20 protein-coding genes are annotated in these 23,603 nt (G+C 59.4%); 8 read left to right on the top strand and 12 right to left on the bottom strand.

The annotated features are described in order from the left end of the window. The first annotated feature begins 5 nt into the window (after window positions 1–5). The 4 genes from Q4B98_RS00625 (at window position 6) to Q4B98_RS00610 (ending at window position 5,798) form a co-directional block, all read left to right on the top strand. The gene (locus Q4B98_RS00625; protein ID WP_303194710.1) at window positions 6–1,874 is read left to right on the top strand and encodes an exo-alpha-sialidase; all 1,869 of its coding nucleotides are present in this window, start codon (window positions 6–8) and stop codon (window positions 1,872–1,874) included. A gap of 144 nt (window positions 1,875–2,018) precedes the next feature. Then, the gene (locus Q4B98_RS00620; protein WP_303194708.1) at window positions 2,019–2,789 is read left to right on the top strand and encodes a DUF4191 domain-containing protein; all 771 of its coding nucleotides are present in this window, start codon (window positions 2,019–2,021) and stop codon (window positions 2,787–2,789) included. Window positions 2,790–2,796: 7 nt separating this feature from the next. Further along, window positions 2,797–4,599 carry an ABC-F family ATP-binding cassette domain-containing protein gene (locus tag Q4B98_RS00615; protein ID WP_303194706.1) on the top strand — a complete coding sequence of 601 codons (1,803 nt, stop codon included), beginning with the start codon at window positions 2,797–2,799 and terminating at the stop codon, window positions 4,597–4,599. A gap of 104 nt (window positions 4,600–4,703) precedes the next feature. Beyond that, complete coding sequence (locus tag Q4B98_RS00610; RefSeq protein WP_303195536.1) at window positions 4,704–5,798, top strand: glycosyltransferase 87 family protein; 1,095 nt, start codon at window positions 4,704–4,706, stop codon at window positions 5,796–5,798. A 167-nt stretch (window positions 5,799–5,965) separates the two neighbouring features. Here the strand turns inward: Q4B98_RS00610 and Q4B98_RS00605 are convergent, their stop codons facing one another. The 5 genes from Q4B98_RS00605 to Q4B98_RS00585 all read right to left on the bottom strand — a co-directional run bounded on the left by Q4B98_RS00605 (window position 5,966) and on the right by Q4B98_RS00585 (window position 7,971). Beyond that, window positions 5,966–6,166: a hypothetical protein gene (locus Q4B98_RS00605; RefSeq protein ID WP_303195678.1), complete on the bottom strand. Its 201-nt coding sequence runs from the start codon at window positions 6,164–6,166 to the stop codon at window positions 5,966–5,968. 22 nt (window positions 6,167–6,188) lie between these two features. Then, a complete protein-coding gene (locus tag Q4B98_RS00600; protein WP_368492275.1) occupies window positions 6,189–6,641 on the bottom strand; it encodes a PTS glucose transporter subunit IIA in 453 nt (150 codons plus the stop codon). After that, window positions 6,641–6,871 carry a PTS glucose/sucrose transporter subunit IIB gene (locus Q4B98_RS00595; RefSeq protein WP_303194704.1) on the bottom strand — a complete coding sequence of 77 codons (231 nt, stop codon included), beginning with the start codon at window positions 6,869–6,871 and terminating at the stop codon, window positions 6,641–6,643. Before Q4B98_RS00595 ends, Q4B98_RS00600 begins: the two co-directional genes overlap by 1 nt. Window positions 6,872–7,000: 129 nt before the next feature. Next, complete coding sequence (locus tag Q4B98_RS00590; RefSeq protein WP_303194702.1) at window positions 7,001–7,249, bottom strand: PTS transporter subunit EIIB; 249 nt, start codon at window positions 7,247–7,249, stop codon at window positions 7,001–7,003. Then, window positions 7,246–7,971 carry a GntR family transcriptional regulator gene (locus Q4B98_RS00585; RefSeq protein ID WP_303194701.1) on the bottom strand — a complete coding sequence of 242 codons (726 nt, stop codon included), beginning with the start codon at window positions 7,969–7,971 and terminating at the stop codon, window positions 7,246–7,248. The genes Q4B98_RS00590 and Q4B98_RS00585 overlap by 4 nt, the downstream gene beginning before the upstream one ends. 206 nt (window positions 7,972–8,177) lie before the next feature. On the opposite strand from Q4B98_RS00585, the gene Q4B98_RS00580 reads away from it, so the two are divergent. Further along, on the top strand, window positions 8,178–9,569 hold the full coding sequence (locus Q4B98_RS00580) for a PTS transporter subunit EIIC (protein ID WP_303194699.1): 1,392 nt from the start codon (window positions 8,178–8,180) through the stop codon (window positions 9,567–9,569). A 66-nt stretch (window positions 9,570–9,635) separates the two neighbouring features. On the opposite strand, the gene Q4B98_RS00575 is transcribed toward Q4B98_RS00580, so the two are convergent. The 3 genes from Q4B98_RS00575 to Q4B98_RS00565 are packed head-to-tail and all read right to left on the bottom strand — an operon-like array spanning window position 9,636 to window position 11,812. Further along, window positions 9,636–10,244, bottom strand: a complete 609-nt coding sequence (locus tag Q4B98_RS00575; RefSeq protein ID WP_303194697.1) for a DedA family protein — start codon at window positions 10,242–10,244, stop codon at window positions 9,636–9,638. A 24-nt stretch (window positions 10,245–10,268) separates the two neighbouring features. Further along, window positions 10,269–11,384: a glycosyltransferase gene (locus tag Q4B98_RS00570; protein WP_303195534.1), complete on the bottom strand. Its 1,116-nt coding sequence runs from the start codon at window positions 11,382–11,384 to the stop codon at window positions 10,269–10,271. Window positions 11,385–11,389: 5 nt separating this feature from the next. Then, window positions 11,390–11,812, bottom strand: a complete 423-nt coding sequence (locus Q4B98_RS00565; RefSeq protein WP_303194695.1) for an RDD family protein — start codon at window positions 11,810–11,812, stop codon at window positions 11,390–11,392. Window positions 11,813–11,923: 111 nt separating this feature from the next. On the opposite strand from Q4B98_RS00565, the gene glnA reads away from it, so the two are divergent. Continuing rightward, window positions 11,924–13,345, top strand: a complete 1,422-nt coding sequence (glnA, locus tag Q4B98_RS00560; protein ID WP_303194693.1) for a type I glutamate--ammonia ligase — start codon at window positions 11,924–11,926, stop codon at window positions 13,343–13,345. A gap of 971 nt (window positions 13,346–14,316) precedes the next feature. Here glnA and Q4B98_RS00555 read toward each other — a convergent pair. The 3 genes from Q4B98_RS00555 to Q4B98_RS00545 form a co-directional block, all read right to left on the bottom strand. Next, on the bottom strand, window positions 14,317–15,120 hold the full coding sequence (locus tag Q4B98_RS00555) for an RIO1 family regulatory kinase/ATPase (protein ID WP_303194691.1): 804 nt from the start codon (window positions 15,118–15,120) through the stop codon (window positions 14,317–14,319). After that, window positions 15,113–16,336, bottom strand: a complete 1,224-nt coding sequence (locus Q4B98_RS00550) for an MFS transporter (protein ID WP_303194689.1) — start codon at window positions 16,334–16,336, stop codon at window positions 15,113–15,115. The genes Q4B98_RS00555 and Q4B98_RS00550 overlap by 8 nt, the downstream gene beginning before the upstream one ends. Before the next feature lie 995 nt (window positions 16,337–17,331). After that, window positions 17,332–17,739: a hypothetical protein gene (locus Q4B98_RS00545; RefSeq protein WP_368492290.1), complete on the bottom strand. Its 408-nt coding sequence runs from the start codon at window positions 17,737–17,739 to the stop codon at window positions 17,332–17,334. A 344-nt stretch (window positions 17,740–18,083) separates the two neighbouring features. Here Q4B98_RS00545 and Q4B98_RS00540 point away from each other — a divergent pair, with 344 nt between their 5' ends. Further along, window positions 18,084–19,265: a Nif3-like dinuclear metal center hexameric protein gene (locus Q4B98_RS00540; protein WP_303194685.1), complete on the top strand. Its 1,182-nt coding sequence runs from the start codon at window positions 18,084–18,086 to the stop codon at window positions 19,263–19,265. Window positions 19,266–19,271: 6 nt separating this feature from the next. Continuing rightward, window positions 19,272–20,591: a threonine/serine exporter ThrE family protein gene (locus tag Q4B98_RS00535; protein ID WP_303194683.1), complete on the top strand. Its 1,320-nt coding sequence runs from the start codon at window positions 19,272–19,274 to the stop codon at window positions 20,589–20,591. Window positions 20,592–20,607: 16 nt separating this feature from the next. Here Q4B98_RS00535 and Q4B98_RS00530 read toward each other — a convergent pair whose 3' ends face one another. After that, the gene (locus Q4B98_RS00530) at window positions 20,608–23,556 is read right to left on the bottom strand and encodes a bifunctional [glutamine synthetase] adenylyltransferase/[glutamine synthetase]-adenylyl-L-tyrosine phosphorylase (protein WP_303194681.1); all 2,949 of its coding nucleotides are present in this window, start codon (window positions 23,554–23,556) and stop codon (window positions 20,608–20,610) included. Between the last annotated feature and the right edge of the window lie 47 nt (window positions 23,557–23,603).

Genomic DNA, 23,603 nt, shown 5'->3' with positions numbered 1-23,603 from the left:
TGCCAATGCATTCCACTACTACTACTGTTCTTCGACGATGGGCGCGAGCCATATCAGTGCTCGCGGTGTGCGGGCTTGTGAACACGCAAGTGTGCGTCGCCGCCCCGACGAATCCAACGAATACCAACGAGGCAACGGTGACGGCAGCGGCGAGTACGGAGACTGCTACGGGGTATACCCGCCCTAACGCTGACCCCAATCTCCCCGCCCAACTGTCAGATCTGGCGCTGCTCGACTCACCCGTAGCCGGAAAGCACAACATCCGGATTCCCGCTATCGCGCAGGCCCCCAACGGCGATCTTCTTGCTGCCTACGATCTGCGTCCCACCAATGGGGGCGCCAACGGCGGAGACTCCCCGAACGCCAACTGGATCGTTCAGCGGCGTTCCACCGATGGAGGCCGAAGCTGGAAAGAGCGTACGGTCGTTGCTCAAGGACAGTCCGGGGCCAACAAAATCGGATATTCAGATCCTTCCTACGTAGTCGATTACACCACTGGAGAAATCTTTATTTTCTCTGTCCAATCTTTCGATTCCGGATTCGTAGCGAACAATCCAGCTTATACCTACCTTCCTGATGGCACGATCGACGAGAGCAACCGTCACACCTTGAATCTTCATCTCGCGTCATCAAAAGACAACGGCTACACCTGGACCCATCGCATCATCACCAACGATGTACTAGGAGCCAAGGGACGCGAGGTCACATCGTGCTTTGCAACCTCTGGTGCCGGCACTCAGAAGATACAGGCCCCCCACCAAGGCCGACTACTCCAGCAAGGCACCTGCCGGACTAAGACGGGACGATTCGTCGCTTTCACAATCTTCTCCGATGACCATGGCAAGACCTGGCAGAGCGGCAATTTCACCTCTTCCACCGAAGATGCACCTTCCGGCGAATGGACGTTCGACGAAAACAAGGTAGTCGAGCTCTCTGACGGGACCCTCATGCTCAATTCCCGTAGCTCCGCTGGCCCTGCGAAGAATTATCGCATCGTCGCTACCTCGACCGACGGCGGCGTCAACTGGCACAACTACCGCGTTGATGACCAGCTTCCCGATTCAATCAATAATGCTCAGATTATTCGGCCGTTCCCATCAGCAAAACCTGGGACTTTGCGCTCTAAGGTGCTTCTTTTCTCCAACACGACCGGACAACGTTCCCGGACCAATGGCACTCTTTCACTGAGCTACGATGATGGCGCCACGTGGCCAATAAAGAAGGAGTTCCGCTCCGGCAAGACCGGATATACAACCATGGCTGTCCAAAATGATGGCTCTATCGGCCTTCTTTTGGAACCCTCCGAGTGGAACCAGGTCGGTTATCTCAATTTCACGCTGAAGTACCTCTCAGCAGATCTCCCCTTTGAGCCGTCAATCCCGGATATTCCTGAAATTCAGATAACCGACCGTACCGAGATCGACCCCTTTAAGATCTCGGTGGATGGAAACGACCCGACCCTCAAAGACACCTTCACAGTGGCCGGTCTGCCGGAGGGTCTCACCTATGACCCAGCCACCGGCACGGTGTCTGGCTCTACTGCACTCGGCAACTCCGACGAGCAGTCTTTCGACGTCAAGGTCACTTTCAGTGAAGAGGACGACGGCACCGGAGTTCCCCGTCAGGCAACGCGCACGGTCACTGTAAAGGTGCTTCCGGGAGCTCCGGAACCGGCTACCACCTCTCCCTCAGCGCCAGCTCCGAGCGCCGCAGCTCCGTCCACGCCCAGCGTGCAACCGGTTCCCTCCGCACCGGATAACACGCCAATGCCCTCGGCCACGACGCTGACGCCGACCATCTCCGCGACGCCAACACAGTCGATGAAGCCGGGGACTTTCGTCAAGCCCCTTCGTCTTCCCCGCACTGGAGCGTGATACTCAGCGGGTGGCGGACATGGCCACGGAGCCATGTCCGCCACCCGCACACCTCGATCGGACACGGTAGAATCCATGGGTCGCGGGAGAACCTGCGCCTCAGGAATCCCACATCTGTTCACCGACCCGGAGGAGCCGTTCGACATGCCGAAGAGCCAGGCAGCCAAGGAACTCGCCGCCAAGCAGAAGGCGCAGGCCAAGGCTGAGAAGGAGCGTCGCAAACATTCCGACAATCCCAAAGACTGGGGCACTGGCAAGCAGCTCGTCGAGACTTTCAAGCTAACCCGCCAGGTTGATCCTCAACTCCTCTGGTGGGTCATTGGTGCCTTTGTCTTGGGCGTCGTGGTATTCACTGTTATCGGCCTTATCCTCGTCGATTTGTGGTGGACATGGCTCATTGTCGGCATTTTTGCCGGTGCGGCTGCCGCCATGTGGGTCTTTCAGTGGCGGGCCAAGCGTTCCATGTACACCCGATTCAAGGGCCAGCCGGGATCGGCCGAGGTGGCTCTGTCCCTTCTCGACAAGAAGAAGTGGACTTCTACTCCGGCAATTGCCTTCACCCGCCAGCAGGACGTCGTACATCGCGCTGTGGGGCCGGCTGGAATAGTCCTCATTGGCGAAGGGCACAGCAAGGGTCTGCGCAATCTGCTGACTACCGAAACTAAGCGTCACGAGCAGGTGGCCTACGGCACTCCGGTGACCTCCATCATCATGGGTGATGGCAAGGGTCAGGTGCCGTTGGAAGACCTGGACAAGCGCATCAAGAAGCTGCCCAAGGCTCTCAACACCAGCCAGGTCGACGAAGTACTCAACCGTCTCAAGGCCCTCGACGCCATGCGCCCACGGGTACCGCTGCCCAAGGGTCCCATGCCGAACTCCACGAAAGGCGCCCGAGCCGCCATGCGGGGACGCTGAGCCTCCATTGGCCGGCACAAATCTTGTCAACGCCGATCGCATCTCCAAGTCCTGGGGCACCCGAACGGTTCTCTCGGAAGTATCCCTAGGACTCTCGACGGGAGATGTCATCGGAGTTGTAGGCCGCAATGGGGACGGGAAAACCACCCTCTTGGCCCTTCTTACTGGAGCGTTGGAGCCAGATTCTGGAGCGGTGACGCGCACCAACGGGATTTCCATCGGCGTGCTTGCCCAGGCCGAGGCCCCCAAGGACGACCAAACCGTCCGTGATCTCGTCGTAGGGGGCCGTCCCGATCATGTCTGGGCAGCCGATCGGGAGGCTCGCTCCATCGTCGAAGATATGCTCTCCGACGTCGACCTTGATCGACCCATGATGGAGCTGTCTGGTGGCGAACGGCGTCGCGCTGCCCTGGTAGCGATCATGTTGGGAGACCACGACCTGCTCGTGCTCGATGAACCGACCAACCACCTCGACGTCGAAGCCGTCGCCTGGTTGGCAGGCCATCTTCGTCATCTGCAGGAGCGTGGCGTAGCCATGCTCGTTGTCTCTCACGATCGCTGGTTCCTCGACGAGATCTGTACCCATATCTGGGAAGTCCACGACGCCACCGTCGAGTCCTACGAGGGCGGATACTCCGCCTACACCCTGGCCAGAGTGGAACGAACCCGCATTGCCGCCAGCAACGAGGCCAAGCGTCAGAACCTCGCACGCAAGGAGCTGGCGTGGCTGCGTCGAGGAGCTCCTGCCCGCAGCTCCAAGCCTCGTTACCGCGTCGAAGCCGCCAACGCCCTCATTGCTGATGTCCCTGAACCCCGCGACAAGCTGGAGTTGGCACGGTTCTCCGCGACCCGGCTGGGCAAGGACGTGTTGGACCTCAAAGACGTCACCATCACCGTCGCCTCGGAAGAGCTGGGCGAACGCACCCTGCTGGACAAGGTCACATGGTCAATTGGCCCTGGAGATCGAATTGGCCTGGTCGGAGTCAATGGTGCTGGCAAGACCACCCTGCTCAATCTTTTTGACGGTTCACGTAAACCTGATTCTGGTCGGGTCAAACGGGGAAAAACTCTCCGACTGGCACATTTGCGTCAAGAAGTTGACGACCTCGACACGACGATGACGGTGTTGGAGTCAGTCAACGACGTCAAGGCCAGGACCAAACTCGCCACCGGCCGTGACGCCTCTGCTGCGGACCTGCTGGAGGGATTCGGATTCACCGGGCAGAAGCTCGTGACCCGTATCGCAGACCTTTCTGGCGGTGAACGACGCCGTCTGCAGCTGTTACGTCTCCTGATGGATGAGCCGAACGTTCTACTCCTCGACGAGCCGACCAACGACCTGGACATCGATACCTTGCGCCTGCTTGAGGACTACCTCGATTCCTGGCCCGGAACCCTGATCGTCGTCTCCCACGACCGCTGGTTCTTGGAGCGGGTCTGCGACGTCGTGTGGGCCCTCATGGGAGATGGCACGGTTGCCCTTCTTCCCGGTGGCATCTCTCAGTATCTGGAGCAGCGCCGAAATCGTGACACCGGCCCATCGAAATCACGTCGAGTGGGTGCCACGAGTTCCCGGCAGAAGACCAATGCCGCTGCCCTGCGTCGGGCCCGCAAAGACATGGACCGGATTGACCGTCAAATGGGCAAGGTTCGCGATGATCTGGCTGCCCTGCATGAGGAGATGGCTGTCAAAGCCGACGACTACCAAGCCCTCACTGATTTGCAGATCAAGGCCAATGACCTGGATGAACGGATGTCAGACCTTGAAGAACAGTGGTTGGAAGCTGCCGACATTGTGGAGAATCAGTGACCCTTCGAGGCCATAACCCCATCACCTGCCGAACCCACAGATCTTTACCCTTGCTGTGGCCAACGGTTGCTGTCCTCGTCATCACCGTGATCTGGACCCTCATCATCCCCACCCCGATCGATCTCAAGATTTACCGGGATTGCGTGCACGCCATGCTGCACGATCCCGACACCTTGTACACCGCTACCTCGGTCAGCGACCTGGGGTTCACCTACCCGCCCTTCGCTGCGGTCGCTCTCGTACCGCTAGCCCTCTTGCCGTTCCGGGTAGCGGCGATCCTTCACTATGCCGTCAGCGCGATTGCCCTTGTCGTCATGATCGCAGTGGTGCGACGACGCTGCGGACGTCGACCGTTGGGCATTCTGACGGCTGTTCTGGCTGCGATCGTGGCCACTGGTGAACCAGTCGGGAAGTGCTTCGCCTACGGCCAGGTCAACATTCAGTTGGCCCTCCTCATCGTCCTTGACGTCTTTGTCCTTCCCCACTCGTGGCGCGGTATCGGCGTTGGTGTGGCCACCGGGTTCAAACTCACCCCAGGAATCTTCGCCATCTGGTACCTCGTCACCGGCCAGTTCAAGGCCGCGCTTCGAGCCGCTGTAGCTGGCGTGGCGACGATCGCTGTCGGATTCGTCATCGCGCCGACGGCTTCGTGGCAGTACTGGACCCATTACATGCTCACCCCGAAGCGGTTGGGCGGGCTCACCTGGGCCGGTAACCAATCCTTGTCAGGAATGCTGTTACGGCTCGGGCACGGAGAGCTGAGGCTGGTCTGGCTCGTTCTCATCGCCCTCTGCTGCATACTCGCCGGGATTGCCTCACGTCGGCTGTGGCAACAGGGCGGAGCCGATCGGGTGTGGTCTCTGCTGTGCGCAGGGCTTTGTGGATGCCTGGTGAGCCCGGTGTCATGGTCTCATCACTGGGTGTGGGCGGCCCTGCTCATCGTCGCAGGACTGGCGGATCGACGCCGGAGCCGACAAGCTCTCGCGCTGATCTGGGCCTTCGCCACCTTGACCTGGATGGTGTGGTGGTTCCCTGCCGGTCATAACCGGGAACTTGCGGCGTCATGGTGGCAAAAGATCCTCACCGACGCGTACGTACTTGTCGGCGTCGCCACCCTTATCGTGTTGGTTCTGAGTTTTCGCCGACCGGAGTCGAGTATGTCATCACGGGCATTGCCTTCGCGCTCTCGCGCTTCTTGACGTCAATCCATCGCCAGATAGCTGCTCTTTCATCATGCAGAGTCTTTCATCATGCACATCCGAGAGCACCTCGCGGACACCCGTCCGATCAACGAGTGTCCGCGAGATGTGGCGAAGCCAATCAAGCTCCCGTTCTCGGCGACACCAGAGGCAACCCTTGCGACGAGCTAGCTGCCGGATACCCCGGACGGCCATGATCGTCGGTTATGCTCGATCCACGTGTACTCGTTCCACGTGCAGCCGGAGACGTAGGAGCCGGGGTTGACGTTCTCGTCGTAGGCGTAGAAGTCGAGGTGGGGGTGACCGTCTGAATTGGCCGTCCTCGCCAGCGAGGAGGGTCCGATATGTCCCGGAGGGCGGGTCGTCATCCGGCCCGCCCTATCCGCAAGATCACGCCACCGTGAACAATTGGTCACCACTATTCACCGACTGGCCAGCAGCGGTGATATTGCCCAGGTTGTCAGGGGCAGTATCGAGGATAATGATCGGGCAGACTGCGCTACGGCCACCCTCAACAATGCGAGCAGGGTTCCACCTGACGAGCCCGTCTCCGGCGGAAACCTCCGCTCCTTCCTCGGCAAGGAGGGTGAATCCCTCCCCCTCCAACTGGACAGTGTCGATACCGAGATGCACCAGTACGCCGACACCGTCCGCCTGAATAACGAAGGCGTGCGGGTGAAGCTTGACAATCCGACCTGCCACCGGGGCCACTGCCGTGACCTCACCGTCGCCAGAGGGCTGGAGCGCCAGACCGGGACCCACCAATCCTTGAGCGAACACCGGATCGGGGACCTCGGACAACGTCATCACCGTGCCGTTGAGGGGGGAAAGGATGGAAATCATCAGCGCAGGTCCTCAATGTCCTCGGCGATGGTGTCAGCCTCAGGGCCGACGACCACCTGGACGGCCGTTCCCTGCTGGACGACACCGAATGCACCGGCTGCCTTGAGAGCTGCCTCATCGACAAGGTCGGGGTCGTTAACCTCGACACGCAACCGAGTGATACAGGCCTCAAGGTCGTCAATATTGTCGTCGCCACCGAGGCCCGCCAGGATCTGTTCTGCCTTGCTCATGCTGTCTCCTTGTTCTGGTTCGAGATGCACTCCGCCATGGAGAATCCTCGAACAAATACTGACCCACCGTTCAAGTGGTCCAGACAACTACCACTGAACTCCATGAGACCGCTGAATGTCAAGAGGCGGTTAGCGGTCATGATCTTCTCCCCACAGATCCTCCAGGTCAGAGGCAAGGAGATCCGCGTCAGGTCCGACAATCACTTGTACGCTTTCACCCTGTATCGTCACCCCATAGACGCCAGCGCGACGCAGCGCCCGTTCGTCCACCAGCTCACAGTTATGAACCTGGCAGCGCAGCCGAGTGACACACGGCTCGACAGACACCACATTGTCAACTCCCCCCAGCGCCGCCAAAATGTATTCAACACGCTTCATCGCGAACCCCCTCGAGGTGGATATAAGGTCCTGCGCGGCCCGGAAATCGGCACCCACAGTTTGTAGCGATCACCCCGGTACCAGGACCGGGAATAGGAGACTGCAAGATCATCGGCATAAGTACGGCGATTGATGGCCAACAAGGACGACCCCACTGGAATGTGCAACAAACCACAGATCACCGCGTCACCACTGACAGCCTCAATGGCGTCCTCACCCCAGGTGGGAGCCAGTCCAGCCGCAGTGAGGGCCCCATAAATGCTCACAGGCACACCATCGGCCAACAAATCCGGCATGACCTGCGTGGAAATCCACGTTTTTTCGACTGCCATCGGAACCCCGTCAGCAAGTCGTACCCGATACACGAAATAGACCGATTCACCAGGCTCAATCCCCAGCCAGACAGCCACGTCCGGACTCGCCGGCAACTCCTCTCCGCGCACCACCCGAGTATCGGGAATCATGCCGCGTTGGCGCATCTCCTCGCTGAATGACGAGATCCGTGACTGCACGTCAACTTTCGGAGCCCGAACATAAGTTCCGCTCCCCCGACGACGTTCCAACCGGCCACTACTGACCAACGAATCCACCGCCTGGCGGACCGTCATGCGTGACACTCCGAACCGCTCAGCAAGCTCACGTTCACTGGGAACGACATCCCCGACCGACAGGCGAGTGTCGATGAGCTCGACGAGATAATCCCGCACGGTCACGTACTTCATGCGTGAATTATGCCCCGGGTGCAGAGTCGATTCCCGGTTGGGGGTAGAAGTCTGTTAAAACAATCACTCCACTATTTTCGCGCGAACTCTTGACACGGTGCCCCCGGTGGTCTGTAATTCAGCAAGTGGTCCATACCACCCCACGGGCCACCTGAAGCCGAAACGTGCATGGCTTCGGATATGAGAACTCACTGCGGAGGAACTCCATGGCACAAGACGCTGCTGGTACCAGCACAAAAAAGAAACGGAACATACCCGGGTTCTCCCAGATGCAGCGCGTTGGGCGCTCCCTCATGCTCCCCATCGCATCCCTACCTATCGCCGCTCTACTACAGCGATTCGGAGCAGCCGATGTTCTCGGTGCTGATGGCCTGGCCAAGCACGCCTCCTGGGTGCAGCCAATCGCTGATGTGCTGGCTGGTGCCGGCGGTGCGATCTTTGACAACCTGCCCCTCATCTTCGCCATCGGCGTAGCTGTCGGATATGCCAAGAAGGCTGACGGCTCCACTGCTCTAGCAGCCCTCATCGGTTACCTCACCTTCACTGGAGCAGGCACCGGAGAAAACACCCAGGGCGGCGTACTGCACGCCCTCGCACCCTACTTCTCCAACGACACCAAGGTCATCAATTACGGCGTCCTCGGCGGCATCGTTATCGGCATTATCGCCGCCAAGATGTACGAGAGATTCCGCCGTACCAAGCTGCCGACGTATCTGGCCTTCTTCGGCGGACGCCGCTTCGTCCCGATCGTCACAGCTGCCGCCTCCGTGGTTGCCGGCGTCATCATGGCCTTGATCTACCCGGCGTTCGATTGGCTGTTCAATAAGCAGCTCGGTGGATTCATCATGACCCACGGGTCGAACCCGGGTACCGGATTCGTCTTTGGAACCATCAACCGACTGCTCGTCCCGTTCGGCCTGCACCACCTGCTCAACTCTCTGCCGTGGTTCCAGCTCGGTAACTGCACCAACGCCGCTGGCGATACCTTGCACGGCGACATCACCTGCTTCATGAGCGGCGCGGCCGGCACCAATGCCTGGACCGGCTCCTTCATGACCGGCTTCTTCCCGATCATGATGTTCGCCCTGCCTGGTGCCGCCTTGGCCATCTACCACACCGCCAAGCCGGAACGTAGGAAGGTCACCGGCGGCGTCATGGTGTCGGTTGCTCTGACCGCCTTCCTCACCGGTATCACTGAGCCCTTGGAGTACGCCTTCGCCTACGTAGCTTTCCCGCTGTACCTCGTACACGCTCTGCTCACCGGCTCTTCCTTGGCCCTGTGCAACGCCCTTGGTATCAAGGACGGGTTCGGGTTCTCGGCTGGCCTGACTGACTACATCATCAACTTCGGACGAGCCACTGAGCTGTCGGGTGGTGTAGGAAAGGTTCTGCTGCTTCTCCTGATTGGTCTCATCTACGGCGTCATCTACTACGTGGTTTTCCGCTTCGCGATCACCAAGTGGAACCTGCGCACTCCTGGCCGGGAGGACGATGACGATTCCGGCAGCAACGCCGCAGCCAGCGTCTTCGACGAGGCTCAGGTCGCCGCCAGCAAGTCCACTGGCAAGGCGGACGCCCAGAAGGAAGGTCGGGTCTGATCCCCTACCCTCCCCTCTTCGTGACGACGCTCCCGGTACTTGCTGGGAGCGTCGTTCCCGTTTCGCTCACTCGTTCCTCGGGGCGGGCATGACTCGACGCAGAATCTGGTCAAGGATGACGCCGATGACAATCGCACCGATAATCCCGACCATCGCCGCGAGAATATGGTTGCTACCGAGGAAATTGGCTGCTCCGGCACCAATTGCGGTGGCATAGCCCGCCCACAGAACCCCTGCCAGAGCGTCGACAGGGAGAAAGACGCGATACGAAAAGCGGGTCGCCCCTGCCATCGCATTGACGATGACACGTCCACCGGGGATGTAACGGGCAACCAAAATGCACAGCGGCCCACGCACCCGCAGCTGGTGGGTGGCCCAGTTGACGGTCTTCTGCCGTTTCGGCCCACCCGTGAAGAACTTGGTTTCGCCGAGATGACGCCCAATCCAATATGCGATGTTGTCTCCACACATGGCACCAAAAGCTGCTGCCGGAATGATAAGCCACCACGGCGGGTGGCCGACAGCTGCTAGAGCGACAACGAGGGATTCGCTGGGTACTGGTGGGAAGAACCCGTCGATGACGCACAGGCCCCACAACGCCGCAACGACCCAGGGATGGGAGGCATTGGCCGCGATGACGCCGTTGACGCTCGCCATCCATGCGGTCATATCCATACCTGCTAGTCTTCCACCCCAGGCTCAACCGGTCGTCACATAGTTGGCAATCGCCTGCCGATATACCGCCTCTACTTGATCGACGACAGGGCCGGCCGCAAATCGAGAGCGGGCTTGCCATGCGATTTCTTCACGGTCCCATGACCGCTCGAGGACCCGCCTCAAGCCGTCTGCCAATGCCTCAATATCTCCCACCGGAACAACCACCCCGTTGTCGTCGTCGATGAATTCCTGCGGGCCTCCGCAAGCTGTCGTCAGAACTGGGAGGCCTGCTGCCAACGCCTCGGCGCACGCCACCCCGAAAGTCTCTGAATGAGAAGCCAAGGCGAAGGCGTCGGCACCCGCAAGCTCTTCGGCAATACGTTCGCGCGGCTGGGTACCCAGTAAGACGATGCTATTCGGATTGTCGGCGGCGAGGGCCTCCAGCGCTCCTCGCTGCGGGCCGTCCCCGATGACGCGCAGCTGAACTCCGGGCACGTGCTCGATGGCATGGGCCAGCTCAACCATCCCTTTACCTGGATTGAGGGTGGCTACGCTGACCACCACCGTTCCCTTATGGCGGCGGGCCGGCTGATTGAACAGCTCCACGTCGACGATGTTGGGAATCACCGTCGAGGCGATCCCATAGCGTGCCAGCCGCGATCTCAGAGTCTCGGAGACGCTGATGACGACATCAGCCCTACCCCCGGCAACGGAGATGTCCTCAATCAGACGTCGGTCCGGATTGGCACAGTGGGAATCGTGCTCGGTCCACACCAGTGGCTCAGGAAGACCAGCCCGGGCCGCAGCGGCTGCAAATCGCGCGAAATGGGCATGAACAACGTCAGGTATCCCCCACTCCGAGGCCACGGTCCGATGAAGTCGTCGTGCCGCCCAGGCACAGACGCAATGATCTATTCGTGGAAAAACAACCCCCAACGGAACATCCAACCGCACAACGGTGATGTCGTCACACCGGTGCGCAACAGGGTCGACCCGAATGCCGAACTTTCGGCGATGTCGAACTGAACGCGCGTCAAGGACAGCCAGCACGACCTCATGACCCCGCTGGCGCAGCGCTACCGCCTGGTCATACTCAAAAATTCCCCGCAGTGGAGCTTCCGGACTCGGGATTCCCCGAGACAACACCATGACGCGCATATCACTCACTTGCGATTGACGACGACAGTGCCGAGTACGAGGTCATCAAGACCTCTTCTTTCTGCCCCGATGACAAGGGCGGGAATGACGAGGCATTTCATCGCTGTACGGACGATTGCTCGCCACCAACCGATAGGACCGAGATCATCGAGACGAACGACGGCCACCCGAGCGACGATCTGGCCGAAGGACCCACCTGCCAGGGCAGTGAACAGCACCGACTCGACGAAAAACACCGCCATCGGCATCCACATCTGCCACCCTCCACTGCGAATCACGGCTGGCCCGAACACAGCGCTGGCCACCACCATGGAAGCTCCCCAGTCGAGGATGAGAGCACCGATACGTTTACCCCAGCTCGCCAGAGATCCGCACCCGTGCGCGGGCAGACCGATTGAGGCCCCTGGCGCTGCCCCGGTTTCACTCACTCGGTGAATCCTACCGGCAGCACCTGTTACATGCTCGAAACACAACGGTGACGGCTGAGCAACTTGTACGAAATACCGTAAAATGTCACCAGCCGTGTTGATGGAGGAAAGATGTTCGAAGGCCCCGACGATTTGCTCGCCTATGTCAAGAAGGAAGGCGTCGAGATGATCGATGTCCGCTTCTGTGACCTCATCGGCATCATGCAACACTTCACCGTTCCCGCCCGAGAATTCGACAAGGACCAGTACGAGAACGGTCTGGCCTTCGACGGGTCCTCTATCCGGGGCTTCCAGAAGATCAACGAATCGGACATGGCTCTGCTGCCCGATCCGACGACCGCCTGGGTCGACCCGTTCCGCGAGCACAAAACGCTCATCGTGAACTTCAACGTCCACGACCCCATCACTAAGGAAGCCTACAGCCGGGACCCGCGCAACATCGCGCGCAAGGCTGAGGCCTACCTCGCCTCCACTGGTATCGGCGACACTGCCTTCTTCGCCCCCGAGGCTGAGTTCTACGTGTTCGACGACATCCGCTATGACACTCGCCAGAACACCTCGTACTACTCCATTGACTCCGAGGCCGGTGCTTGGAACACCGGACGTGTCGAGGACGGCGGCAACCGTGGCTACAAGGTGAAGTACAAGGGCGGTTATTTCCCGGTGGCCCCTACCGACCACTTTGGTGATCTGCGTGACGAGATCGTCACCATCATGGAGGGACTCGGCATGAAGGTCGAGCGCGCCCACCACGAGGTCGGCACCGCTGGGCAGGCTGAGATCAACTGGCGTTTCAACACGCTGACCCACGCGGCTGACGACGTCATGAAGTTCAAATACATCGTCAAGAATGTCGCTTGGCAGCACGGTAAGACGGCAACGTTCATGCCAAAGCCGATCTTTGGTGACAACGGTTCAGGTATGCACGTACACTCCTCGATCTGGCAGAACGGCGAGCCCCTCTTCTTCGACGAGTCTGGCTACGCACAGCTGTCCGACATGGCTCGTTACTACATCGGCGGCATTCTCAAACATGCGCCGTCGCTGCTGGCCTTCACCAACCCGTCGGCCAACTCCTACCACCGTCTCGTTCCAGGCTTCGAAGCCCCGGTCAACCTGGTGTACTCCCAGCGCAACCGCTCCGCCTGTATGCGTATCCCGATCACCGGCCCGAACCCGAAGGCCAAGCGTGTTGAGTTCCGTTGCCCGGACCCCTCGGCCAACCCGTACATGGCCTTCGCGGCCCTGCTGCTCGCCGGGATAGATGGCATCCAGAACAAGATCGAGCCGCCAGCTCCGGTCGACAAGGACATCTACGAACTGCCCCCGGAGGAACACGCCGCCATGGATCACGTCCCAGGCGACCTCGGTGCCGTCCTCGACAGTCTCGAGGCCGATCACGACTACCTGCTTGCCGGTGACGTGTTCACTCCAGATCTCATTGAAACCTGGATTGAGCTCAAACGTGAGGACCTGGCTGCTCTCCAGCAACGTCCTCATCCCTATGAGTTCGACCTGTATTACGACATCTGAGGCGAGGTGGGGTTTTACGCAACTGACCTCGCGTCTCTTACGAGCCCGCCTACAACACTCACCCCGTCTTCATTCTTAAAGAATGGTATGCGGGGTGACTCATTCTTGAGGCCGTAACGTGCTCCGTCAACCCACATTTCGGGTCTAAAATCCGATGCGGCCTTGTACACCACGGGTGAGTGCCGGTGGCCTGATCCTGCAACTGGTTCATCTTCTGGGTGCGTTCGCCCGCGTCAAGTCGAAAACCGTGACGTTTTTCTTCTTCCGAACTCGATCTCCACATGACGGCATAGGGGGCACCCAGTAGCGCTGTTTGCGAAGGTAGCCATGAATACGCTTCCAGTTGGATACAACCCCAGCGACACCCTCTGAGACTCTAATCCCCCGCTTGTCCCGGTAGGACGCCGCCTATGCATGGGGCACATATGGTCAAATATCTAATCCCCCGCTTGTCCCGGTAGGACTCACCGATAATTGCATCATGCTTCAATGTGGCGTTACGCCCCTCATTCATGGCATAAGCTCGTTTAAGCCGGCTCTATGAATCGCCCCGGTGAGTCCGAGGACTAAATGGTGTGACAGTTCCAGTTCTTTCTGGGGCTGGGTGTGGCCAGCGTAGTAAGTCTGTTCCAGTCTGGTGGGCGGGATGTCACCGAGTTGATCCGCGAATTCAATGCCGACTTCATCACGGCACGTAACCGTGGCCAGATCAGAACGAAAGAAATGAACCCTGGAGACCCTAAAGTCGTCTAGACGGTGAATGCGAGAATATCCATCTTCGCGAGAACATCCATCTTCGAAAGGCCTCAGCCCTCACCTACAGACCGCCACACCGGCCAAGACCAACCCGCCACCGCACCCTTGAGTGTAACAAGCCCTACATCTCTATCAGTAAACAGCCGCTGTCCAGGCTCTCACAACACGGGATTTTTTCGCCACATACCCTACAGCAAGAAACCTCGTGACGGAATCTAACTGAACACCGAGGCCACACAGTCAGCAAAAAAGACCTCCTGATCCACATCAAGCCCCTTCGATATAAATGCTTGTGAAACATTAATACAGTCTCTACGCAAGACTTCCATACCCAGCGGATTAAGCACAACATCGACGACCTGCGGACAATCAATTATAACTGGCCCACGAGATTGGCTATACAGAATATTATACGCAGATAAATCACCGTGGGCATAACCGAGCCGAGCCATAGATAAAACGCTCTCGCGAACTACGTCAAAACAGTCTGCAACCTCCACACGAGAGAGCTGCGCATCAACCAGCCTCGGCGCCGCCGACATCGGATCTTCACCATGGATCCATTCGCTGAGAATCTCCTGCCCATTAATTTGCACAGGATAAGGGACGGCAACTCCAGCCTTCCAGAATTCACACAGAAATCGAAACTCGGAATCCGCCCATTCAGTCTTCATTAAAAACTGGCCGTACTTGGACTTTCTTGAGATCGCACGCTGATCGCGCCCATGTTGAAATACCCTATCTCGTCCGTTGAAGACAACGTTCCTAGCAGAAGTCACATTGCCGGGACGATAACGCTTAGCGGCAAGCAGGCACGAACGCCCGGAGCTTGCGGTAATTCGGCGAATTAAAAATACATCCTCCTCTTTACCGCCACGCACCAAACCAAGTTCGCAATCCAAAGCATCATCATCCTGAATGACCCATTCGGGCCAGGGCTGGGGACCACGGCAAGCATCGCTTACTTGAGGCCACGTGCTCCACCTCTCAAATTCACCAAGCACGTAAGGATCATCCATGTTCTTTACTCCCTGCCACACTAAGCATCCTTCTCAACCACACAGTAAGCAGGAGGATGCAACCAGCAAGAATGCACACCAGGCCCATGGAGAATCCAGCAGCCTCCAAACCAATGACAGATATCACACCTGGAACTACGAGATACCCAATCGGCGCGAGACCTTCACTAAACAAATAATCCCATGAAAGCACCGATGGAATTTCATCTTCACACACGGTGGATTGGACCCAAGTAATCCATAGCACACCTCCGGCTGCTATGGACAGACCGCTAATTAGACTGGTCAGCAAGAAGGACCATATCGGTGCTCCCATCGCGAGCAAAGCGAGAAGGATAGCCTGCGGAAACATCCCAAGCACACATACATACATCACATCACCCCGGACGCGACGCGCGACAAAACTTCCCAAAACGGTACCAAGAGCAAATGCCCCTTCCATCCACCCCCACCATGCTAAAGAGGAATGCCACTTCTGTATCAGAAGGGGACCAGCAACCATGTAAGTGCCCCAGACGATCAAGTGCCATAGTCCGGAAAAAAGCACCACTGCCCGAATTGTTTCGTTTCCGAAAAAAACGCGGAGCCCCGACTTTGCCTCCGCTAAAACTCCACCAGGCGCAAGGGGTGACACGAGACGCCCAGCAGGCAACTTGCACTGAGTAGCCACTGCAACCACCATGAGAATTGCAATTAAGAGCCAGCTGCCTACCAGAGATCCCTCCGTTGCGATCACTGTAAACAAAATCGGACCCAGCACACCGAGAGCGTTTCCCACCATAGCTCGCGTCGAATTTGCAGTCTTGAGCAGATCTTTCGAAACGATCTGGGGTAAATAACTCCCAATACTAGGATAGAATACCGACCCGATTAATTCCAACAGAAACGAGATAACAATCAGCAGCACCCGGGATCGAAACTCAAAGTACGATACCACCGACATAAAGATTGCGACAAAAAACCACGCTATCGCGGCCGATATAAAAAGACCTCTTTGGCTGATCTTTTGCAAGATCTTTGGCGAAAATAACGCGCCCAATACCGCAGGAAGCGCACCCGCGCCAAGAACCATGCCTAACGTATCGGAACTACCCCCTTGCTTCACCGTCGAGACGATAAGGAGAGCGGGCAATCCCGCCAGACACAAGCTATAGACCGATCTAGAGATCAAAAACAATCGAAAATTACTATTTTGCCAGATTTCACCACTCAGCACGAAGACATTCCTAACTCTACCCCACCTATGCCGTTGCCATATGTAACCGTATGCTTGGCAAGCGTTGCCGCACAACTATATAATACTTCACTACTAAGTCCGCCAGCCTCGCTCCTAACTCGCATCTGGATTCCATTCCCAGTATCCTCGACGAGGCCATGAAAACGTGATTTGGGTGGCCCGAAATCCATAACGTCTTGGCTAAATTTCGGGGATCTCCTCCAGACAACGCCCTTCCCCTTCCTTTGCTGCCGTAGTTGAGAGTAGGCACTCTTTTATGTCTTCTATCCCGACCGGCAGGCTGTAACTGTGGACATCTTGTCAATCGGTAGAAAAGCGAGTTGACCCTACAGTTGACGACCAGGAATAGCAACAGACCGACGAGACTCGCGAATAGTTTTTGCGCAGATAGCCCCCGTACCTCACGCTTTTCCCGCGAAGGCATCAGGCAACGGCGACGATCAGAGGTATGGATGGTGAGGGGCTGTCAACGCAGGCTCACTTCGAGGTGACCAACGAGGTACGCGGCCGCCTATGCGTCGGCGTCGACGCAGGACATAGGGATCATCTTGGATCAGGTGGTCGCAATGATCGGCTGGAACCGTGACCACGCCCGCCAGCAGCTGCGAGCCATGATGGCCAGCCCGAGCGGCCGCGCGAGCGCAACCGTCGCGGTCATTGACAACGCCGCGCCAGGTGCTGCACCCGCATACTCCTGTCTGCTGTGTGGTCCACCAGTAGTGCGCCAGCTCCATAGCTGGCTGCAGGCGATGGAGGCCGAGGGCTGCCTGGTCCGATGGCGAGGATCGTTACAACGTCGAGGGGACCCGATCACATGCCGTGGGGGGAGGCCTCGCCCTCCACTATGCGCCGCTGGCGCACGACCCGATCACATGCCGTGGGGGGAGGGCCAAGGTCCTCCTCCCCACCACCACACTTCATTGCCATTTGGGCTGGATATGCCAACACGGCGCGAATCGTGAGCCTGGTTCTTTTCAATCCAGCAACCGCACAGTCCCCTCAGGCGCCGGAGTGGCGTCGGACCCATGCGGCCCTGTGGAGGTTTCATCAGTCAGTGCGTGGTAATCCCCCAGGTCCAAACAGCCCTCCAAGACACCCGTCGCTGTCCCCACCGTTGCGACAAGCCGTCGTGCGCCTCGCTGCTCACAATTGCCATTCGTGCGCCATGACAATTCCCAACCCGAATACTGCTGTGGAGCAAGGCGTTTAGGTGCGGCCTTGGGATCGTAGGGTCGCCATATCACTGCGACAGGGTTCCCTTCCGCAGAACTCTGTTCAAGTTCCGGCATGACGGGCAAGGTCACCGTCGATGTGCCGCAATTACGGATATGGAGTCGGGTAACTCGCTCCCCCAGCGCGGCCTGAACGTCATCAAATCCCATCGCCATTTTCTCGCCTGGCCGGCACGTCAGGGTGCTCTGTCCCCCGCCAACACTGGTCACGCGTTGTGGGGAGGTGCTCGGCTCTGGCTCAGGGTGGAGCGAGTATTTCGGGGTCGCGGTCATGGACGAAGTCGGCACAACAGCCTCAGGCACCGCAGATATCCGCGTTGTCGCACACCCCGTTGCTACGGCTGCAACTGCAATGACGACGACCGCACCCCATACCTTCATCCGAACACCACTGCCACGATAAGCCACAAGGCCACTGCGCAAACCACCATGATCCCGTTGGAACGAGGAGCCTGTTGGAGCATGGTCGCGAGATCACAGGCTACCGTTAGCCCATGGTAGCTGATACATCCCCCACCGCCGACCTATCATCGCTTGACACCCGCGTGACCGTCGGTCGCGTCCGTGACATTCTCGACCAGTGGTATCCGCCTTCCTTGGCGGAGTCGTGGGACGCCCCCGGCCTGGTATGTGGAGATCCCGATGACACCGTCAAGAAGATCGCCTGCGCCTTGGAAGCGACCGACGATGTTGTCGACGCTGCCGTAGCGGCCCATGCAGACATGCTCGTCGTCCACCACCCGCTCCTCATGCGAGGGGCCACCTCGGTAGCAGCAGACACTGCCAAGGGACGCATCATTCATCGCCTCATCCGCCACCGCATTGCTCTCATGAGCGCTCACACCAACGCCGACGCTGCTGTTGGCGGTGTCAACGACGTCCTGGCCAGGCTCCTCGGCGTCATCATCGAGCGCCCCCTCGAACCCATCGCCCAGACCGTTGATCTGTGGGGTGTTCAGGTGCCGGTCGGCTCTGCCGAAACACTCCGCCATGCCCTGTTCGAGGCCGGAGCTGGTCGGTTCGACGGCTACGACCAATGCAGCTTTGAAACGATTGGGCGCGGCCAGTTCCGCCCCCTCGATGGATCCCATCCCACCCTCGGCACGACGAACGAGATCGAGACCGTCGAAGAAACTCGTCTTCACGTCGTCGCCCCCACTTCGGCACGCTCCCAGGTGCGCTCAGCTCTCATCGCTGCTCATCCCTATGAAGTACCGGCCTACGACGTGACAACCGTCGACTCTGGAACCCGCCCCGGGCCTGCAACCCCAGGGATCGGTCGGGTCGGCCATCTCGACGAACCGATGACGCTGCGTTCCTTCACCCAGCGGGTCTTCGAACGTCTTCCCCGCACCGTGTGGGGAGTCCGAGCTGCCGGAAACCCGCACCTACCTGTCACCACCGTGGCGCTGTGCTCGGGAGCGGGAGACTCCCTTCTGGAGGCAGCTGCAGCCAGCGGAGCTGACGTGTATCTCACCAGCGATCTGCGTCATCACCCCGCAGATGAGCATTTGCGTGCCGGCGGACCAGCCCTCATCGACACCGCTCACTGGGCCTCGGAGTCGCCGTGGTGCGCAGATGTGGCACGACGCCTCCAGGAGGAATTGGGCCTGCCGTGTCAGGATCTGGGTGTTCGAACCGATCCGTGGACTATCGGGGCTGCAGTGGCAGAATAACAGTATGTGACAAGCACCGATCCCTCGAAATCTGCCGAGGACGTACGACACGACCGAGAATTTGTCAATGACACCGAGGCCGTCATCCGGCTGGGGGCAATGCTGCTGTCGTCTGGCACCGGGTCCTACCGAGTCAAGAGAGCCATGTCGGACGCAGGCCGGGCCCTTGGCATGGACCGTATTGACGCAACAGTCGGCCTCACCGAGATCACTGCAACCGCGCATCGTGGGGACAACTTCCGCACTGTCGCCCGCGAGGTTTACCGGGTTCGGGTCGATTCTTCCCGTATCGCTGCATTAGAAGACCTGGCTCATCATCTGCCAGCGGGAACCAATGGCCGTGATCTGGAATCGCGCTTGGACCACATCTCGCGAACCGTACGACCAAAATGGGCTGAGTGGCAAACCGTCCTGGCCGGCGGAGTAGCCTGCGCCGGATTCGCCATCCTCAATAAGTTCTCCCTGGCTGATTCTCTTGTCGTCCTTCTGGCTGCTTCGGTAGGGCAGTTCGTGCGTGGTCGTCTCAACCGACGCTGGCTCAACCAGTTTGGGGTGGCCGCCCTCGCCTCAGGCGCAGCCTGTCTGGTCTACATGCTGCTCGCTGACTTGTTGACCGATACCGGACTGCACACTATCCATGGCCCCGGTTACGTCGCCTCCCTCCTCTTTCTGGTGCCCGGATTCCCGATGATTACCTCGATTCTTGACATGGTCAGAATGGACTTCACAGCCGGTTTGAGCCGGGCCACCTATTCCTTCGGCCTGGTGCTGGCAGCAACAATGTCCGCCTGGGTGTTTTCAACGGCAACAGGACTACAGCCACTACCAATCCAAACCGTTTTCCCGAATCCCTGGGCCTGGCTGGCCTACGCTGTTGCGACGGCGTGCGGAGTCGCCGGATTCGCCGTCCTGTTCAATTCCTCGCCACGCATGGTGGCATGGGCAGCGACGTTGGGAGTGTGCGGAAACCTGTGTCGTCTGGCCCTCATCGACATTCACATGCCAGTTCAGTTGGCGGCCGGGGTCGGTGGTCTCATCATCGGTTTCCTCGCAGGCCCACTATCAGCCAAGACGAAATTGCCCCGCATTACCTTGACCGTCCCGGCCTGCGTCATCATGCTCCCCGGAGCAGCGATGTACCGCACCGTGTTCTGGCTCAATGGCGAGGACATGACGAAGGCCCTGTCTTTCGGAGTCGACGCCATCCTCACCGTCACCCTCATCGCGTGCGGACTTGCCGTGGCCCGTATGTGTACGGACCCGGCTTGGGCCCGCAACCTTCCGGTGCCCAGCCCACACGCGTTCAAGTTCTCCGACCAGAAATGACCTCTGGTGCCAGAACTCACTGACCCCAGAACACGGCGTCAACAACCTTGGACGCACGCCGACAATGCCGAAAGTGGTCCTCAATGAGCTGCTCAGAAGCCCCTCGGCCCATTCCCAACGCCCGGGCGATAACGTCAAGATCAATGGAATCCGAGGGGATGACGTCGCTGGGACGCCCTCGCACCACCATGATCGCGTTGCGCAGCCGACTGGCAGCCAACCAAGAATCACACAGCTCTGCGTGCTGCTCCTGGTCAATGTAGCCAGCCGTCACAGCGGCATTGAGAGCCTCAATAGTCGAGGTGGTGCGTAGTGCAGGTTCTTTACCGGCATATTGCAGCTGAAGGACCTGTGCGGTCCACTCAATGTCGGACAGGCCCCCCGGTCCGAGTTTGAGATGACGTCTCGGGTCAACCCCATGTGGAATCCGCTCGGACTCCATTCGCGCCTTGAGCTTGCGGATCTCCGCCAACTGGCTTGCCGTCAGACCGTCGGCCGGGTAGCGCAGGTGGTCAACGCATTTCAACAGAGCAGCTGTCAGATCCCGGTCTCCGGCACCATGGTTGGCCCGCAACAAAGCTTGGGACTCCCAGGTATTTGACCACTTTTCGTAATACTTGCGGTAGCTCTCCAGACTGCGCACCATCGGTCCTGAGCGACCCTCCGGACGCAGATCTGCGTCGAGCACCAGGGCAGGATCTGCACCGTTCTTGCCGAGCAGGTTGCGCAGCGTCGTGACGATACGCAACGCCTTCTCACCGGCACCGGGGCCGTCGCCAACAACGAACAGACAGTCGGCGTCGGAACCGTAAGACAGCTCCTGACCGCCCCACCTGCCCATTGCAACAATGCCGATCGGCGGGGCGTCCTCGACCCCCCGCGAAACCGCGCCGAGTGCCGCGTCGATCGTCGCTCCCGTCAAATCGGTGAGGGCCTGGCCAATGCGCACGGTGTCGGTGACACTGAGGATGTCAGCCACCAGAATCCGGAACAGTTCACGACGCCGCACCGCACGGATCGCCGCGACCGCTTCCTCGACGTCGTGATGGCGTCTGGCGACCGCGTTCATCTGACGGATGAGGTCATCTCGGCCCACTGGCGTCAAGTCATCGTCGACGAGGACCTGAACCGTCTCGGGCGCTCGTGTGAGGACGTCGACGGCATACCTCGACGTCGACAGCACTGTTGCCAGCCGTTGAGCCATGGCCCCTTCATCGCGCATGGCACGCAAGTACCATGGCGACTCCCCCAGCGCCTCGGAGACCTGACGAAACGCCAGCAAGCCGTTGTCAGGGCTGGGGCCGTCGGCAAGCCAGGCGAGCATAGCTGGCATGAGGGCAGTCTGAATGCGTACCGCTCGAGTGGTGCCACTGGTAAGGGCTTCGATATGACGCAAACCCGCGTCCTCGTCGTGAAAACCCAGCGCGCTCAGGCGAACTTTGGCAGCCTCCGGACTCATCCGCAAATCCTCGGTGGGAATGCGAGCCACAGCCTCCACGACCGGCGAATAAAAGACCTGGCCATGGGTGCGCAGGACAGATTTGGACGTGGCGGTCCACACCCCTCGCACCTCATCGGGGGTGTGCAGCCCGACGGCTCGCGCCAACCTGCGCAAACCGGGCTTATCGTCAGGAAGGAGATGAGTGCGACGCAGCCGGAACATCTGAACCCGATGTTCCATGACTCGTTCCAGCCGGTACGCATCCTCGAGGCGTTCAGCTGCCCCTCGTGAGATATAGCCTCCGGCAGCCAGCGCGCGCAAAGCCGGTAAGGTGTCCCGAACCCGCAACGACTCATCGTGACGCCCGTGGACCAGCTGCAGCAACTGGGCAGTGAATTCGACGTCCCGCAGCCCACCGGCACCTAGTTTGATTTCGCGGCCCTTCTCCTTGGCGGCAATGAGGGAGACAACCCGGGTTCGCATCGCGCGGGTTTCAGGGACGAAACCTTCCGCTTCTCCAACCTGCCAGACCATCGGCGAGACCATCTCGACAAATCTCTGCCCCAAATGAAGGTCACCAGCCATCGGACGGGCCTTGAGGAGCGCCTGAAACTCCCAATTCTTCGCCCATTTCTCGTAATAGGTGCGCATCGAGTCCATGGTTCGCACCAGCGGTCCGGCATTGCCTTCAGGGCGCAGTGCAGCGTCGAGCTGCCAGATGGAACCCGCTGCCGAATGAGCCGAACAAATCCGTGCCACTGAAGCTGCCAGCTTTGTCGCGATGTCCACAGCCCGGGTGCCGGATACGCCCTCACGGGCCGGCTCAGCGACATGGATGACATCGACGTCAGACAGGTAATTGAGTTCCTGAGCTCCGCACTTCCCCATCGCTACGATGGCCAGCCGGGCGTCGGCATGGCCCGGGCAATCGGCACGTGCCAGAGCCAATGCGGCGGTAACGACGGCATCAGCGAGGTCTGTCAGCTCACCGGCAATGTCTTCCACCACCTCAGTCGGGTCGTCTGCACCGACGTCGCGGGAGGCGATTCGCACCAGGTGTCGACGATTCGCCAGTCTCAACCGATCTGCGGCTGGGCCTGTTGGTGTGTCAGCAACCAGGAATTCGCCGTCCTCATGAGCTCCCACAACCGCCAGCAGGTCGCCGAAAATCTCGTCACGGCTGGAACGCACGGGGTCCCGAGCCACCTCGGCCAGATCGTCCGGATGGGCGATAAGGTGGCGGCCCAGCTCGCTAGAGGCCCCTAGAAGTCGGACCAGCCGACGTGCCACGTCATCATCATGGAGCAAGTCGACGACAAGCGGGGACTCTTGCGAAAGATCAGCCAGCACGTCAAGGGTGAGATCGGGGTCACAGGAGGTTTCGAGGTGACGCTCCCACTCCGCCAGCCGGTTCGGATCAGCCCCGATCCTTTCTACAATCCGCTGGTGGTGACCCAAGGCCGACTCCGGATCCATCACTCCCAGACGCAGCAGGTCCACTGCGACACTCGGCTTGCGATCCACCGTGACCACCCCCTGGTCGCACATTAGCCGACCAGGCGCACTGACGT

Source organism: Cutibacterium sp., from assembly GCF_030525615.1.
Lineage (GTDB): Bacteria > Actinomycetota > Actinomycetes > Propionibacteriales > Propionibacteriaceae > Cutibacterium.
This window is presented reverse-complemented; position numbering and strand designations above follow the sequence as displayed.

What these genes read in the sequence shown, in the direction of transcription:
- Q4B98_RS00625 (WP_303194710.1), top strand. Translation starts at nt 6, where the DNA reads ATGCATTCCACTACTACTACTGTTCTTCGACGATGGGCGCGAGCCATA.
- Q4B98_RS00620 (WP_303194708.1), top strand. Translation starts at nt 2,019, where the DNA reads ATGCCGAAGAGCCAGGCAGCCAAGGAACTCGCCGCCAAGCAGAAGGCG.
- Q4B98_RS00605 (WP_303195678.1), bottom strand. Translation starts at nt 6,166, where the DNA reads ATGACGACCCGCCCTCCGGGACATATCGGACCCTCCTCGCTGGCGAGG.
- Q4B98_RS00600 (WP_368492275.1), bottom strand. Translation starts at nt 6,641, where the DNA reads ATGATTTCCATCCTTTCCCCCCTCAACGGCACGGTGATGACGTTGTCC.
- Q4B98_RS00595 (WP_303194704.1), bottom strand. Translation starts at nt 6,871, where the DNA reads ATGAGCAAGGCAGAACAGATCCTGGCGGGCCTCGGTGGCGACGACAAT.
- Q4B98_RS00590 (WP_303194702.1), bottom strand. Translation starts at nt 7,249, where the DNA reads ATGAAGCGTGTTGAATACATTTTGGCGGCGCTGGGGGGAGTTGACAAT.
- Q4B98_RS00585 (WP_303194701.1), bottom strand. Translation starts at nt 7,971, where the DNA reads ATGAAGTACGTGACCGTGCGGGATTATCTCGTCGAGCTCATCGACACT.
- Q4B98_RS00580 (WP_303194699.1), top strand. Translation starts at nt 8,178, where the DNA reads ATGGCACAAGACGCTGCTGGTACCAGCACAAAAAAGAAACGGAACATA.
- Q4B98_RS00575 (WP_303194697.1), bottom strand. Translation starts at nt 10,244, where the DNA reads ATGGATATGACCGCATGGATGGCGAGCGTCAACGGCGTCATCGCGGCC.
- Q4B98_RS00570 (WP_303195534.1), bottom strand. Translation starts at nt 11,384, where the DNA reads ATGCGCGTCATGGTGTTGTCTCGGGGAATCCCGAGTCCGGAAGCTCCA.
- glnA (WP_303194693.1), top strand. Translation starts at nt 11,924, where the DNA reads ATGTTCGAAGGCCCCGACGATTTGCTCGCCTATGTCAAGAAGGAAGGC.
- Q4B98_RS00555 (WP_303194691.1), bottom strand. Translation starts at nt 15,120, where the DNA reads ATGGATGATCCTTACGTGCTTGGTGAATTTGAGAGGTGGAGCACGTGG.
- Q4B98_RS00545 (WP_368492290.1), bottom strand. Translation starts at nt 17,739, where the DNA reads ATGGGATTTGATGACGTTCAGGCCGCGCTGGGGGAGCGAGTTACCCGA.
- Q4B98_RS00540 (WP_303194685.1), top strand. Translation starts at nt 18,084, where the DNA reads ATGGTAGCTGATACATCCCCCACCGCCGACCTATCATCGCTTGACACC.